Annotated in this window: 13 protein-coding genes; 5 read left to right on the top strand and 8 right to left on the bottom strand. The window is 62.9% G+C overall.

Features of this window, described 5'->3' with window-relative positions:
* From BLS61_RS20570 to BLS61_RS20560, 3 genes are all read right to left on the bottom strand, one after another.
* Positions 1-852, bottom strand: an 852-nt coding sequence (locus BLS61_RS20570; RefSeq protein ID WP_090434019.1) for an acetyl-CoA C-acyltransferase, incomplete at its 3' end; no start/stop codon positions are given.
* Between the two features lie 183 nt (positions 853-1,035).
* Positions 1,036-1,692 carry a CoA transferase subunit B gene (locus BLS61_RS20565; RefSeq protein ID WP_090434017.1) on the bottom strand — a complete coding sequence of 219 codons (657 nt, stop codon included), beginning with the start codon at positions 1,690-1,692 and terminating at the stop codon, positions 1,036-1,038.
* An 11-nt stretch (positions 1,693-1,703) separates the two neighbouring features.
* Positions 1,704-2,402, bottom strand: coding sequence for a CoA transferase subunit A (locus tag BLS61_RS20560; RefSeq protein WP_090434015.1), 699 nt, complete (start codon positions 2,400-2,402; stop codon positions 1,704-1,706).
* 104 nt (positions 2,403-2,506) lie between these two features.
* Between BLS61_RS20560 and BLS61_RS20555 the strand changes: the two genes are divergently transcribed.
* Complete coding sequence (locus tag BLS61_RS20555) at positions 2,507-3,400, top strand: LysR family transcriptional regulator (protein WP_090434013.1); 894 nt, start codon at positions 2,507-2,509, stop codon at positions 3,398-3,400.
* A 179-nt stretch (positions 3,401-3,579) separates the two neighbouring features.
* Here BLS61_RS20555 and BLS61_RS20550 read toward each other — a convergent pair whose 3' ends face one another.
* The 3 genes from BLS61_RS20550 to BLS61_RS20540 all read right to left on the bottom strand — a co-directional run bounded on the left by BLS61_RS20550 (position 3,580) and on the right by BLS61_RS20540 (position 5,462).
* The gene (locus BLS61_RS20550) at positions 3,580-4,173 is read right to left on the bottom strand and encodes a nucleotidyltransferase family protein (RefSeq protein ID WP_003241433.1); all 594 of its coding nucleotides are present in this window, start codon (positions 4,171-4,173) and stop codon (positions 3,580-3,582) included.
* A gap of 117 nt (positions 4,174-4,290) precedes the next feature.
* A complete protein-coding gene (locus tag BLS61_RS20545) occupies positions 4,291-5,145 on the bottom strand; it encodes a type 1 glutamine amidotransferase domain-containing protein (RefSeq protein ID WP_090434011.1) in 855 nt (284 codons plus the stop codon).
* Positions 5,142-5,462: a putative quinol monooxygenase gene (locus BLS61_RS20540; RefSeq protein ID WP_090434036.1), complete on the bottom strand. Its 321-nt coding sequence runs from the start codon at positions 5,460-5,462 to the stop codon at positions 5,142-5,144. The genes BLS61_RS20545 and BLS61_RS20540 overlap by 4 nt, the downstream gene beginning before the upstream one ends.
* 95 nt (positions 5,463-5,557) lie before the next feature.
* On the opposite strand from BLS61_RS20540, the gene BLS61_RS20535 reads away from it, so the two are divergent.
* Positions 5,558-6,472 carry a LysR family transcriptional regulator gene (locus BLS61_RS20535; protein ID WP_090434009.1) on the top strand — a complete coding sequence of 305 codons (915 nt, stop codon included), beginning with the start codon at positions 5,558-5,560 and terminating at the stop codon, positions 6,470-6,472.
* A gap of 33 nt (positions 6,473-6,505) precedes the next feature.
* Here the strand turns inward: BLS61_RS20535 and BLS61_RS20530 are convergent, their stop codons facing one another.
* The gene (locus BLS61_RS20530; RefSeq protein WP_090434007.1) at positions 6,506-8,704 is read right to left on the bottom strand and encodes an OsmC domain/YcaO domain-containing protein; all 2,199 of its coding nucleotides are present in this window, start codon (positions 8,702-8,704) and stop codon (positions 6,506-6,508) included.
* Between the two features lie 258 nt (positions 8,705-8,962).
* Between BLS61_RS20530 and BLS61_RS20525 the strand changes: the two genes are divergently transcribed.
* Positions 8,963-9,907, top strand: coding sequence for a LysR family transcriptional regulator (locus tag BLS61_RS20525; RefSeq protein ID WP_090434005.1), 945 nt, complete (start codon positions 8,963-8,965; stop codon positions 9,905-9,907).
* 47 nt (positions 9,908-9,954) lie between these two features.
* Here the strand turns inward: BLS61_RS20525 and BLS61_RS20520 are convergent, their stop codons facing one another.
* Complete coding sequence (locus BLS61_RS20520) at positions 9,955-11,151, bottom strand: MFS transporter (RefSeq protein WP_090434003.1); 1,197 nt, start codon at positions 11,149-11,151, stop codon at positions 9,955-9,957.
* A 468-nt stretch (positions 11,152-11,619) separates the two neighbouring features.
* Between BLS61_RS20520 and BLS61_RS20515 the strand changes: the two genes are divergently transcribed.
* Both BLS61_RS20515 and BLS61_RS20510 read left to right on the top strand, forming a co-directional pair.
* Complete coding sequence (locus BLS61_RS20515; protein WP_090434034.1) at positions 11,620-12,945, top strand: type II toxin-antitoxin system HipA family toxin; 1,326 nt, start codon at positions 11,620-11,622, stop codon at positions 12,943-12,945.
* Positions 12,946-13,224 carry a helix-turn-helix domain-containing protein gene (locus tag BLS61_RS20510; protein WP_090434001.1) on the top strand — a complete coding sequence of 93 codons (279 nt, stop codon included), beginning with the start codon at positions 12,946-12,948 and terminating at the stop codon, positions 13,222-13,224.
* Positions 13,225-13,354: the final 130 nt, after the last annotated feature.

Here is a 13,354-nt window from a genome sequence, read left to right as displayed (position 1 = left end):
GACGCCGGCATTGGCGTAGCCAGCAATCTTCGCCAGCACCGGCAGGCCGAGCGATTGCGCCTTGCTCGCGCTCATCAGCAGCACGGCAGCGGCGCCGTCGTTGAGGCTGGAGGCGTTGCCCGCGGTGACGCTGCCGTCCTTCTTGAACGCCGGCTTGAGCTTGGCCAGGGATTCGGCGGTGGTGCCGGCACGCGGCTGCTCGTCACGGGCGAAGGCGACGGGGTCGCCCTTGCGCTGTGGGATCAAAACAGGCGTGATTTCGGCGTCGAAGCGCCCGGCCTCGATGGCGGCCACGGCCTTTTGCTGCGAAGCGGCGGCAAAGGCGTCCTGGGCTTCACGGCTGATGCCGTATTTCTCCACCAGGTTCTCGGCGGTGATGCCCATGTGGTAGTCGTTGAAGGCATCCCACAGGCCGTCGAGGATCATGCTGTCCTGTAGCTGAGCGTGGCCCATGCGCAGGCCGGTGCGCGCCTTGGGCAGTACATAGGGCGCCAGGCTCATATTTTCCATGCCGCCGGCGATGACTACCTCGGCATCGCCGCAACGAATGGCCTGGGTAGCCAGGTGCAGGGCTTTCAAACCCGAGCCGCAGACCTTGTTCAGGGTCATGGCCGGCACGGCATGGGGCAGGCCGGCGCGGATGGCGGCCTGGCGTGCAGGGTTCTGCCCGGAGCCAGCAGTGAGCACCTGGCCGAGGATGACTTCATCGACCTGAGCGGCGTCGAGGCCGGTCTGCTCCAGCAGGCGCTTGATGACGATGGCGCCAAGTTCGGGCGCGGGAATCTCCGCCAGGCTGCCCTGGAAGCTGCCGATGGCGGTGCGGGTGGCGGCGACGATGACGACGTCTTGCATGCTTGACTCCTAGGCGAGCGCGAATCGCTCCACGCTGCAGTGCGATACCAGAGCCGTGGGAGGCGCGTTAGCGGCGAGTGTCCAGTCGCGGCTAAAGCCCCTCCCACAAGCCCCATCAGGCCGAACTAAAAACACCCCGCAGACGCCATGCGTGGTGGCGCGCTGCGGGGCGGTAGACAACTCTTAGAAGCTCATTTCCGGCACGTGTTCGGGGACGATCAGCTTGCCGGCGGTCTTGGCCACGATTTCCTCGACGCTCACCCCCGGCGCCCGTTCGCGCAGGATGAAGGCGTTGTTCTCGATCACCAGGTAGGCCAGGTCGGTCAGCACCTTGCGTATGCAGCCACAGCCGGTCAGCGGCAGGCTGCAATGCTCCAGCAGCTTGGACTCGCCGTCCTTGGAGGCGTGGGTCATGGTGACGATGATGTTGTCGGCACCGGCCACCAGGTCCATGGCGCCGCCCATGCCCTTGACCAGCTTGCCGGGGATCATCCACGAGGCGATGTTGCCGCGCACGTCCACCTCGAAGGCGCCGAGCACGGTGAGGTCGACATGGCCGCCACGGATCATGGCGAAGGACTGCGACGAGTCGAAGATCGCTGCGCCCTTGATTGCTGTGACGGTCTGCTTGCCGGCGTTGATCATGTCGGCGTCCACTTCGTCTTCTGTGGGGAAGGCGCCCATACCGAGCAGGCCGTTCTCCGACTGCAGCATCACCTGCATGCCTTCGGGTACGTAGTTGGCCACCAGCGTGGGAATGCCGATCCCGAGGTTGACGTAGAAGCCGTCCTGCAGCTCGCGGGCGACGCGCTGGGCCATTTGTTCACGGGTAAGAGCCATGGTCTTTCTCCTCAGGCGCGCAGCGTGCGTTTTTCGATGCGTTTCTCGAAGCTGCCGCAGATCAGCCGGTCGACATAGATGCCGGGGGTGTGAATCTGCGTCGGGTCGAGTTCACCGGGCTCGACGATCTCCTCGACCTCGACCACGGTGATGCGCCCGGCGGTGGCCACCACCGGGTTGAAGTTCTGCGCGGTGTGGCGGTAGACCACGTTGCCGAAGTGGTCGGCCTTCCAGCCCTTGACGATGGCGAAGTCGCCGGTGATGGCGGGTTCGAGAATGTAGTGGCGGCCGTTGATCTCGCGCGCCTCCTTGCCCTCGGCGACCGGGGTGCCGTAACCGGTGGCGGTGAAAAAGGCGGGAATACCGGCGCCGCCCGCGCGCAGCTTCTCGGCCAGGGTACCTTGCGGGGTGAGTTCGACTTCCAGCTCGCCGGACAGCAGTTGTTGTTCGAACAGGGCGTTCTCGCCGACGTAGGAGGCGATCATCTTGCGGATCTGCCGGTCTTCCAGCAGCACGCCGAGGCCGAAGCCATCGACGCCGCAGTTGTTGGACACCACGGTCAGATCGCGCACGCCACGGCGGCGGATCTCCTTGATCAGGTTCTCGGGGATGCCGCACAGGCCGAAACCACCGGCCAGTACGGTCATACCGTCCTGCAGGCCGTCCAGGGCTTCTGCATAGCTGCCGACGCGTTTGTCGAGTCCGCTCATTCGAGGCTGCCTCTTGTTGTTATCTGGGGTGAGGCCAAGCTTCTGCGCTGCGAGCTTATTTGTTAAGTTTGTTTTTCCTCTCGATTGATCAGATAAATAAATTAATGACCGTCAAGCAGCTACGCGCCTTTCTCGCCGTGGCGCAGAGCCTGAGCTTCGCCCAGGCCTGCGAGCGCCTGCATCTGTCGCAGCCGGCATTGAGCCTGGCGATCAAGAACCTGGAGCAATCCCTCGGTGGCCAGCTGCTGGTGCGCACCACCCGCAGCGTGGCGCTGACGCCGGAAGGCGAGACGCTGTTGCCGATCGCCATGCGTCTGCTCGCCGACTGGGACAACGCCGAGGACCTGCTGCGCCAGCACTTCACCCTGCAGATGGGCAAGGTGGCGGTAGCAGCCATGCCGTCGTTCGCCGGCAACCGACTGCCGGCGGCGCTGCGTGCCTTTCGCGACGCCTACCCGCGGGTCAACGTGGCGGTGCACGACGTGATCAACGAACAGGTGATGGAAATGGTGCGCGACGGCCGCGTCGAGTTGGGCATCGCCTTCGAGCCGGCAACCCTCGATGGTCTGCAGTTCACCCCGCTGTACGAGGATCGTTTCGTCGCCGTGGTGCCGGCGGATAGCGAGCTGGCCGAGCGCGAGGCCTTGAGCTGGGTGGATCTGCTCGACCGGCCCTTCATTACCCTGCAGCGGCCTTCGGCGGTGCGCCTGCTGCTGGAAGACAGCGTGATCGCCAGCCACGGCAGGCTGCCGGTGGCGTTCGAGAGTCATCAACTGGTGACGGTGGGGCGCATGGTCGCCGAAGGCCTCGGCGTCAGCGCGGTGCCGCAGCTGTGTCGGCAGCAGATGGAGGAGTTGGGCGCGCGCTGCCTGCCGCTGGGCGAGCCGCAGGTCACGCGGCGTGTCGGCCTGCTGCACCAGGCCGGGCGCCAGCTGTCCAGCGCGGCGCAGGCGTTGAGCGACACGCTGTTACGTCAGGCAGAGCGTTATCAGGCGTAGGGCGGGTGAAACCCACCGCTGGCGTGGAGGCGGGTAGCACCCGCTCTACGAGGAACTTCAAGCGGCTGCATCTGGCCTGTGTAGGGTGCGCCGTGCGCACCGCTGGCAAGGTGGATGCGTGGTGCGCACGGCCTAGGCGGCCCCGCGACACCCTACGAGTATCGATCCGAGGCGGCACACTAGAGCCGCTGCCAGTCCTCGGCGGTATCGACGTCCAGCAGCAGGCCGGGGTCGTCCAGTTCGAGGATTTGCACGGCGTCGGGGTTGCGCTGGATCACCGGCCTGGCGCCCGTGTCGCCGCTCAGCTCGGCGAGCTGCGCCCAGAAGCGGCGGCCGAACAGTACCGGGTGACCGCGTTTGCCCTGATGGCTGGGCAGCACGATGCGGTCCGGGGCGGCGCAGGCCATCAGCGCCTCGAGGCTGTGGCGACGAATCGACGGCATATCGGCAAGAAAGATCGCCACGGCGTCAGCGCGCGATTCGGCCAGCAGGCGCTCGGCCCCTGCGGCCAGGCTATGGCCCATGCCCTGGGCGGTGGCCGGGTTCTGCACGATATGCACGCCCTGTGGCAGCTCAAGCTCTGTCAGCGCTTCGTCCGGACGCAGCACCAGCCAGACGTCTTCGAGCATCGAACAGGGCAGTGCCAGGCTGGCGGCCAGCAGCGAGCGGCCGTCGGCGAGCACGAGCCGGCGCTTGTCGGCACCGAAGCGGCGGCTGTAACCCGCGGCGAGCATCAGCGCGGCGATGGGGTGGGACGGCTGGTTCGGTTGCATGTCACGCCTGTGAAGGATGTGAATGCCGCCGATTGTAAGGACTAATTCGGTTTGCGGTGAGGCGATCTGCGAACCGCCAGGACGACGCACGGCGGCGCCGTCCTGGCGGTTCGGACTTCACTGCGCCTGCTGGCCTTTGGCGTCGAGCATCTGCACCAGCTTCTTCCCCAGCGCATGGTCGGAGAAGGGGTTCTGCCCGGTGATCAGCTCGCGATCCACGACCACGTTGGGCGCCCAGGCCTCGGCGTAGCTCAGCTCGCCACCCGCGCTTTCCATCGCGGTGGCCGGGTAGAACAGGATGCGTTCACCTTGCAGCGACTGTTCGAAAACCTGCTCCTCCGGGGTGGAGAAGATGGTCATGCGGTAGCCCTGATAGATCCAGTCGGCCGCTGCCGGTGTTTCGCCATTGGCCAAGGCCGCCTGGTAGGCCGCCGGGTCGCGCTGCGCCGAGAGCAGGGCGATCGGGCCGTGGCAGATGGCGGCAGTGGGCTTGCCGGCCTGGTGGAAGTGACGCAGCAGGGCGCCGACCTCGGGGTTGTTGGCCAGGTCGATCAGCGGCGCATGACCGCCGGGAATCAGCAGGCCGGCATAGCGCTGCAGATCGCCCTCGAGCACTTCCTTGAGCGACAGCGTGTCGCCGATGCCCGGCAGGTTTTCCACCAGGCTGCGGATGCGCTGCATCTCCTGCTCGTCGCCGCCGAAGTACTGCGGGGTTACCGAGTTCTCATCGACACGCGGGGCATTGCCCTTGGGCGTGACCAGCACCAGTTCGTAGCCCGCCTTGAGCAGATGGTCGGCGGGGACGCCGAACTCATTGAGGTAGAACCCGGTGGTGTACTGCTTGCCATCCTTGAGTGGCAGTTGCGTTTCGCTCGACAACAGCACCAGTACTTCGCCCTTGCCGGCAGCCAGGGCGCTGCCTGCCAGCAGGGAGCCGGCAACGGCGACGGCGAGGGTGGTCTTCTTGCTCATGATCGTTCTCCTGATTGGGAAAAGGGGGCCAGGTCCAGGGCGTGAACCACGCGCACCTGGGTGGCGGCGCTCAGCCAGTCGGCTGTGGCGGCGCGATAGTGCTGGTAGTGGGCGCTCTGGCGATGGGCATCGACGGCGGCCTGGTCGACGTAGAGTTCGAACAGGTCGAAGGCCTGGCCGTCGTCGCGCAGGAACAGGTCGTAACGCAGGTTGCCGGCCTCGGCCCTCGAGTGCTGCACCATCAGGCGCAGCTCTTGCTCCACCGCTTCACGGTGCTGGGGTTGGGGCGTGATGGTGGCGAAGATGCCGATGGTCATGCTGATCTCCATGAGGCAACAGGTTTTCAGGCCCCATCCTAGGCAAGGCGATATGATTCGAAAATTCGAAAGCGCTTATTTCAGGAATTCAAAAAATGAATATCGCCAAGAAGGATCTGAATCTGCTGCTGGTCTTCCATGTGCTCTATCAGGAGCGCAACGCCTCGCTGGCGGCCGAACGCATGGCGCTGAGTCAGCCAGCCCTGAGCCACAAGCTGAACAAGCTGCGGCATCAGTTCGGTGACCCGCTGTTCGTGCGCGCGCCGCGAGGGTTGACGCCGACGCCGCGGGCCCATGAGCTGGCGCCGCAGGTTCAGCGCCTGGTGGGGGAACTGGAGGGGTTCTACGAGCGCTGCGATGGGCAGGGCTTTCTCGGGCGCGTCGAGCGCTTGCATCTGTACAGCACCGATTACATCGAGCAGACCCTGCTGCCCAGGCTGCTGCCGATTCTGCGCCAGCAGGCACCGAACCTGGTGCTGGTCACCCACAACACCCGCGGCCAGCTACCGCGTGAGGAGCTGGAGAAGGGCACCTGCGATCTGGCCATCGCCGGCTTCTACAAGGACCTGCCGGGCACCTTCCATCAGCAGCGTCTGCTCAGCGAGGACTTCGTCGTGCTCGCCGCGCATGACAACCCACGCCTCGCGCGCGGCCTGGATCTGCAGAGTTTCGTCGCCTGCGAGCATCTGATCACCACTCTGACGGGGGATCTCGAGGGACTGGTGGACAGGGCGTTGCAGCAACGAGGGCTGCAGCGGCGGATCGCTGCCGGGCTGTCCAGCTTCGTTGCCCCGCCGCGCCTGCTGCGCGGCAGCGACCTGTTGCTCACCTGCCTGCGCTCGCTGGCGCAGGAGGCGGTCGCCCGGGACCCCGAGCTGCGCATGCATCCGCTACCGCTGGAGTTGCCGCGTGTCGAGGTGATGCAGATCTGGCACGAGCGCACCCACGCCGACCCGTTGCGCAGCTGGTTCCGCCGCCAGGTGCAGGCAGTCGCGCAGGCGGCGGACTAGAACGAAGGCCCGCGATTCGGTTCGGGCGATTGCTCAGCCGGCCAGGCCCGCCGCCCTGGCGCGGGCGGCGTGCAGTTTCTTGTAGCTGTCGATCAGGCGCAGGTGCTTGTCCAGGCCTTCGAGCTTCATGCTGGTCGGGGTCAGGCCATGGAAGCGCACGCTGCCATCCACCGAGCCGATCACCGCGTCCATGCGCTCGTTGCCGAACATGCGCCGCAGGTTGTGCTCGTAGTCGGCCAGCTCCAGCTCGTCGTCCAGCTGGATCTCCAGCACCGCGTTGACCGCCTGGTAGAACAGGCCGCGCTCGACGGTGTTGTCGTTGTACTGCAGGAAGGCCTCGACCAGCTCCTTGGCGTCGTCGTATTTCTTCAGCGCCAGGTTGATCAAGAGCTTCAGCTCGAGAATGGTCAGCTGGCCCCACACCGTGTTGTCGTCGAACTCGATACCGATCAGCGTGGTGATGTCGGTGTAGTCGTCGACCTCGGTGTTGTTCAGGTTGCGCAGCAGCGACTTGAGTTCGCGGTCGCTGAGGGCGTGCAGGTTGAGGATGTCCTTGCGAAACAGCAGCGCCTTGTTGGTGTTGTCCCAGATCAGATCCTCGACCGGGTAGATCTCCGAGTAGCCCGGCACCAGGATGCGGCAGGCGTTGGCGCCGAGGTCGTCATAGGTAGCGACGTAGACCTCCTTGCCCATGTCCTCGAGTATGCCGAACAGGGTCGCGGCTTCCTGCTCGTTGGAGTCTGCCCCTTCGCCGGAGAAGTCCCACTCGACGAATTCGAAGTCGGCCTTGGCACTGAAGAAGCGCCAGGACACCACGCCGCTGGAGTCGATGAAGTGCTCGACGAAGTTGTTCGGTTCGGTCAGCGCCAGGCTGTCGAAGGTGGGCTGCGGCAGGTCGTTGAGGCCCTCGAAGCTGCGGCCCTGCAGCAGTTCGGTGAGGCTGCGCTCCAGCGCCACTTCCAGGCTCGGGTGGGCACCGAAGGAGGCGAACACGCCGCCGGTGCGCGGGTTCATCAGGGTCACGCACATCACCGGGAATTCGCCGCCGAGCGAGGCATCCTTCACCAGCACCGGGAAGCCCTGTTCCTCCAGGCCCTGGATGCCGGCGACGATGCCCGGGTACTTGGCCAGTACGTCCTGCGGCACGTCCGGCAGGCACAGCTCGTTCTCCAGAATCTCGCGCTTGACCGCCCGCTCGAAGATCTCCGACAGGCACTGCACCTGCGCCTCGGCCAGGGTGTTGCCGGCGCTCATGCCGTTGGACAGGTACAGGTTCTCGATCAGGTTGCTGGGGAAGTACACCGTCTGGCCATCGCTCTGGCGCACGAAGGGCAGCGAGCAGATGCCGCGCGCGGTATTGCCCGAGTTGGTGTCGAACAGGTGCGAGGCGCGCAGCTCGCCGTCCGGATCGAAGATGGCCCGGCAGTGCTCGTCGAGGATCTCCTCGGGCAGCGCATCCTTCGGCCCCGGCTTGAACCAGCGCTCGTTGGGGTAATGGACGAACTCGGCGCTCGCGATGTCCTCGCCCCAGAACTGGTCGTTGTAGAAGAAGTTGCAGTTCAGCCGCTCGATGAACTCGCCCAGGGCCGAGGCCAGCGCGGCCTCCTTGGTCGCGCCCTTGCCGTTGGTGAAGCACAGGTTCGACTGCGCGTCGCGGATATGCAGCGACCAGACGTTGGGCACGATGTTGCGCCAGGAGGCGATCTCGATCTTCATCCCCAGCTCGGCGAGGATGCCCGACATGTTGGCGATGGTCTGCTCCAGCGGCAGGTCCTTGCCCGGGATGTAGGTGGCGGTGTCACTCACCGGCATCAGCAGCGCCTGGGCGTCGGCGTCTAGGTTGTCGACTTCCTCAATGATGAATTCGGGGCCCTGCTGCACCACCTTCTTAACCGTGCAGCGGTCGATGGAACGCAGGATGCCCTGGCGGTCCTTCTCGGAAATGTCCGCCGGCAGTTCGACCTGGATCTTGAAGATCTGCGCGTAGCGGTTTTCCGGGTCGACGATGTTGTTCTGCGACAGGCGGATGTTCTCGGTGGGAATGTCGCGCGTCTGGCAGTACAGCTTGACGAAGTACGCCGCGCACAGCGCCGAGGAGGCCAGGAAATAGTCGAACGGCCCCGGCGCCGAACCGTCGCCCTTGTAGCGGATCGGCTGATCGGCGATCACCGTGAAGTCATCGAACTTGGCTTCGAGGCGAAGGTTGTCGAGAAAGTTGACCTTGATTTCCATGAGGCAATACCAGCGAGCGAAACAAAATGGCGGCCATTATCCGGGTTTTCGGGTGGGTCTGCTGTATCGGTTGATCGGATATGGGCAGCTGAGCCGCATGGGCCGAGGCGACTTGGGCAAGGCGCGGCCATTGGCATGCGCTGATTCATCTATCCGCTGCGCGACTTCGCGTCGTTTGCGCGAATCACCAAGATGGATGCAGGCCTCTGCCAGGTATTTCGGTAGGATCGCTCCCGGGTTCAGAAACGGGAGATAGGGATGCACTCATCCGAGCGGCTGAAGGGGATCGATGTCTTTGTTGCCGTCGCTGATTTTGGCAGCTTCACCGCTGCGGCCGAGCGCCTCAATCTCACCGGCTCTGCCGTCAGCAAAAGCGTGGCTCGCCTGGAGGAACGGTTGGGCACGCGGCTGTTCAACCGTACCACTCGCACGCTGGCGCTCACCGATGCCGGCGCCTTGTTCTACAGGACCTGCACAACGGTTCTGTCGGAGCTCGAAGAGGTCGAGCATGCGCTTCTCAGCCAGGAGCACGAACTCCATGGCAAGGTTCGTATAGACCTGCCAGCCTCCTACGGTCGCCTCCATGTACTGCCGTTGATCATGGATTTTATCCATCTGCACCCCATGCTCCAGCCGCATATCTCGTTCACTGATCGCTTCATCGATCCTGCTTACGAGAACGTCGATATCGTCGTTCGCATCGGCGGCCCGGATACCTGGCCGGCCAATCTGGGTCATGAGTACTTTGGTGCGCAGCGCCTGATCTTCTGCGCCTCACCGGACTACCTGCAGCGCCATGGCTATCCAGAAAACCAGCATGATCTGGATAACCACCAGTGCATCGGTTACGTGCAGAGCGACGGTTTGGTCGGCCCCTGGTTTTTCCGGGGCGCGCGGCCGGGAGAGATGGAGCGCCGAGCGGTACAAACGCGAATTGCCGTGGGGGACGGCGAGGGGGAGGTGGCGGCGGTGCTTGCAGGGCACGGTATCGGGCAGCTACCGACCTGGCTCACACAGCGCCACATCGAACAGGGAACGCTCGTCGAAGTGTTGCCGGACCTGGCTACGGATGGCTTGCCCATGCATTTGATCTGGCTGAAAAGTCGCGAGAACGTAGCCAAGGTCAGAGCCCTGCTGGATTACCTGCGCCCGCGGCTTACGCCCCACGGTGCGCGAGTCGACGCAGATGGTTCGGCGCGCTGATCACGCCGAACCATGATGCGCATCGACCACCGCTTGCGCCGTCAGACTCAATGCTGCTGCCGTGGCGCCAGCTTATGGACCAGCGGCACCAGCATCAGAGCCATGACGGCGATGGTCGCAGCCGCATAGCCAAGATACTCGGTCCCCAGTTTGGCAATGGTCATGCCGCCGACCATGGCGCCAATACCGATGCCTGCATTTGCCGCCGATACGTTGGTGGTGCCCGCCAGTGCCTTGGAATGGGATACCGAACTCATGACGCGCACCTGGCTGACCGGGTAAAGAGCGGTATTTGCAATGCCCCACAGGCCCAGCGCAGCGCAGAAAATCAGACCAGCATGCGCGAACGGAACAATCGCAGTCATGCCAACGGCCAACAGAATCAGAAAGAGCACGCTGGCCTTGATCGGCGATTTATCGATCGCCTTGCCGCCAACCCAGTTACCGATCAGGCCGACCGCGCCGAATGCCATCAGCCACCATCCGATATGTTCGGGATGTACGCCAGCCACGCGCTCCAGGATGTCGGCAAGGTAGGTGTAGGCGGTAAACATGGCGCTGAACACGACGATGGAAAGCAGTACATTCGAAAGGAAATAGGGCTCCTTGAAAATCTTCGCCTGCTGCAGAAAGTCCACCCTGGCGGTGCGGGATACACCAGGCATGAACGCCAGGATGGCCAGCGCCATGAGCATCGACAAGCCGGCGAGCAACCAGAATGCGCCCCTCCAGCCAAGCGCATTCGACACCAGGGTGCCCAGCGGAATGCCGAGCAGCATCGCGGCAGAGATACCCAGATAGACGTTGGCGATCGCCTGACCGGCTTTCGCAGGACCGGCCAGTTGCCCCGCGGTTTCACTGGCTGTACCCCAGAACACCGGCAGCGCCAGCGCAGGTATCAGGCGTGCGACAGCGAGAAGCCAGAAGCTGTCCGATATGGCTGCAAGCGCATTCGAGGCGGCGAAGATCAGCAGAATGGCCACGAACAGCTTCTTTCGATCAAGGTGAGAAAGCATTGCAGTCAACGGCGGCCCGAAAAGCATCACCGTGAACGCAAACAGCGTCACCAGTTGGCCTGCCATGGACACGGAAATGTTCAGGTCTCGGGCCAACGCAGGCAGGAGGCCGACGATCAGAAATTCCGTGGTGACGATGAGGAAGGCAGAGAATGCCAGGATGGCGACGCTAAGGCCTGCGCCTCGTTGCGAGGCAACGGATTGAGAGGCTGATTCATATACAGACATGGGCGCAGCTCCGATAAAAATGGCTGCGAGTCTATTGATTATTTTTTCTCCTTTTTTCGGTATTAATTCATTTGCTTGATGAATTTAATTCGTTAATTGGCAGGCGTTCCATCACTTCCAGGCCCCGCAACTCATCCGTTCGCATGGCGCGCTTGTACTCGGCTGACCCTAATCCGTAACGCGGCAGCGCCGAAGCGCTACGAGATCCAAGAGCGGGAGTTGTCCGGGGGCGTAGAGGTCGTGCCTGTGTTGGAGAGAACCTTCGAGAAGGATCTCATTGAAGAGTGCCTGTGGTGATCGACTGGGCACGCTGGCAGCTGTCGAGTAAATCATGACTAGGGTTCATCTGATCGAGAGAGGTAAGTGCCTATTTTCAGGTCATTACCTCTTGATAAGGCATTAAATTGCCTTTTTCAGGGCTCTCGTCTAGATTTTCGGCATTAAGATGCCGCTATGCCGGATGTCGATATGCACAATCTCACTCTCCAGGTTTTTGCGAATGGCCAGTGGCGCAATGCCATGGAGCTCCGCTTCGAGCAGCCCGAGAAAGGGCTGGAGGGTGCTTGTGCTTATGGCTACCAGCAGGGCTATCTGGTTGACTCCTTGGAGTCTGTCGGCAGTCGGCTGAACGTGGCTGTCAGCGCAGCTTACCCTCTCGGCTGGGATTCCTGGCGAGATCATAAGGCTCCAGCGTTTCTCTTCGACATCCTTCCCTCAGGCGCTGCCAGACGTTTTCTACTGCAGCGCTTGGGCGGCGAGCGACCTGAGGGCCTCAACCTGGATCTCTACCTCTTGGGGCATTGCACGCCCGCACCGATTGGCAATCTGCGTATCAAGGAATCTGTCGAGGCGATTGCGGGCAGCCCTATGTTGGGCTTCACGCGCGATGAGGTTATTCGTCGGGACGCTCGCTTCCTTGAATACGCTTATGAGGAGGGTGCCGCTATTGGCGGTGCGACTGGGGCTGGTGGTGAGGCTCCCAAGTTGCTGCTGACGGAGGATCGCCATGGTGCTTTGCACCCGGATGCAGTGTTACCTGACCAAGAGGCTGCTCAGCACTGGTTTGTGAAGTTTGCGCGCAACAGAGCCGCGCAGACGGATCAGGACATCCTTCGCAGCGAGTACTGTTTTTATCGCGCGATCCAGCAGTTGGGGATGGATACCGTTGCGGCTGACGGGCTGGCGTTGGAGGAGGGCAATAAGCCCAGTCTCTGGATGCACCGCTTTGATCGGGAGATCAGCTCTGCAGGTGTTGGACGAACTGCAGTGGAATCCATGTACTCGCTATCCGGCGTTACCGAGGCGGGGAGCTTCATGCTGCACTCCCAGGTGCTGCGAAACCTGGTCGAGCTATGGCGGGCCGTTGGGCAGGGACAGCAGGTTGAGGATCTGGTGTTCGAATACATGCGGCGCGATCTGCTGAACCAGATTCTTGGTAACTCAGATAACCACGGACGCAACACCTCCATTCTTCGTACTGAGCGAGGCGTGCGGCTGGCACCGATCTATGACCTGGCTCCCATGGTCATGGATGAGGAAGGGGTCACGCGCACGACGAAATGGCCAAAGCACATCGAACTGGCAGGAGAGGTCAACTGGAGAGCCGCCTGTGCCGAGGCGGCAGAGTGGATGGATCCTGATGAACTGTTCCAGCGATTGAGAGCCGCGGCGCAGGAGTTCCAGGTGCTACCTGATTTGCTGAGTGCAGAAGGGCTTCCCGCCTCAACCATGAATCACCCTCGTATCGCGCTGAGAAACCTCCGGCAGCGCTTGATTCGCTGGGGGCTGATCTAAATGAACATTCTGGAACGCAATCGAGTTCTGAATGAGCTGCAGCAGCAATTGGCTTCTGGTGAGATCACTATGGGGGCGGCCGTTCGGCGTCTGCGCAAGGAAGTGACTGGCCTGCAGCAGGCCAGATTCGCGCAGATGTGCAAGCTGTCAGTGCGCGCTTTGCGGCAGTTGGAGCTTGATGAGGGCAATCCGACTCTTCAGACGCTGAACAGCGTTTTCAACCCCTTTGGTATGCAGGTTGGCATCGTGCCGAAGGTGCCGCGCTCAAATGGGCGCTAAATCCTGCACGGCAAGGTGTGGGGATCCTCTTTCAGCTGATCGCGCAGGTACTTTCGCAGCTGTGCCTTGTCTGGGTTTCGAAGGTATGCGGCGGCCAGTTCGTCACGGATGACTTCCGAGAGGCTGCACG

Source organism: Ectopseudomonas guguanensis (genome assembly GCF_900104265.1).
GTDB lineage: Bacteria > Pseudomonadota > Gammaproteobacteria > Pseudomonadales > Pseudomonadaceae > Aquipseudomonas > Aquipseudomonas guguanensis.
The sequence above is the reverse complement of the archived record's forward strand: the minus strand, read 5'-3'. Positions and strand labels throughout refer to the sequence as shown.

Bases quoted from the DNA above. Each gene is read 5' to 3' on its own strand.
- BLS61_RS20515 (WP_090434034.1), top strand. From the start codon at position 11,620: ATGCACAATCTCACTCTCCAGGTTTTTGCGAATGGCCAGTGGCGCAAT.
- BLS61_RS20550 (WP_003241433.1), bottom strand. From the start codon at position 4,173: ATGCAACCGAACCAGCCGTCCCACCCCATCGCCGCGCTGATGCTCGCC.
- BLS61_RS20555 (WP_090434013.1), top strand. From the start codon at position 2,507: ATGACCGTCAAGCAGCTACGCGCCTTTCTCGCCGTGGCGCAGAGCCTG.
- BLS61_RS20535 (WP_090434009.1), top strand. From the start codon at position 5,558: ATGAATATCGCCAAGAAGGATCTGAATCTGCTGCTGGTCTTCCATGTG.
- BLS61_RS20560 (WP_090434015.1), bottom strand. From the start codon at position 2,402: ATGAGCGGACTCGACAAACGCGTCGGCAGCTATGCAGAAGCCCTGGAC.
- BLS61_RS20530 (WP_090434007.1), bottom strand. From the start codon at position 8,704: ATGGAAATCAAGGTCAACTTTCTCGACAACCTTCGCCTCGAAGCCAAG.
- BLS61_RS20540 (WP_090434036.1), bottom strand. From the start codon at position 5,462: ATGACCATCGGCATCTTCGCCACCATCACGCCCCAACCCCAGCACCGT.
- BLS61_RS20565 (WP_090434017.1), bottom strand. From the start codon at position 1,692: ATGGCTCTTACCCGTGAACAAATGGCCCAGCGCGTCGCCCGCGAGCTG.
- BLS61_RS20525 (WP_090434005.1), top strand. From the start codon at position 8,963: ATGCACTCATCCGAGCGGCTGAAGGGGATCGATGTCTTTGTTGCCGTC.
- BLS61_RS20510 (WP_090434001.1), top strand. From the start codon at position 12,946: ATGAACATTCTGGAACGCAATCGAGTTCTGAATGAGCTGCAGCAGCAA.
- BLS61_RS20520 (WP_090434003.1), bottom strand. From the start codon at position 11,151: ATGTCTGTATATGAATCAGCCTCTCAATCCGTTGCCTCGCAACGAGGC.
- BLS61_RS20545 (WP_090434011.1), bottom strand. From the start codon at position 5,145: ATGAGCAAGAAGACCACCCTCGCCGTCGCCGTTGCCGGCTCCCTGCTG.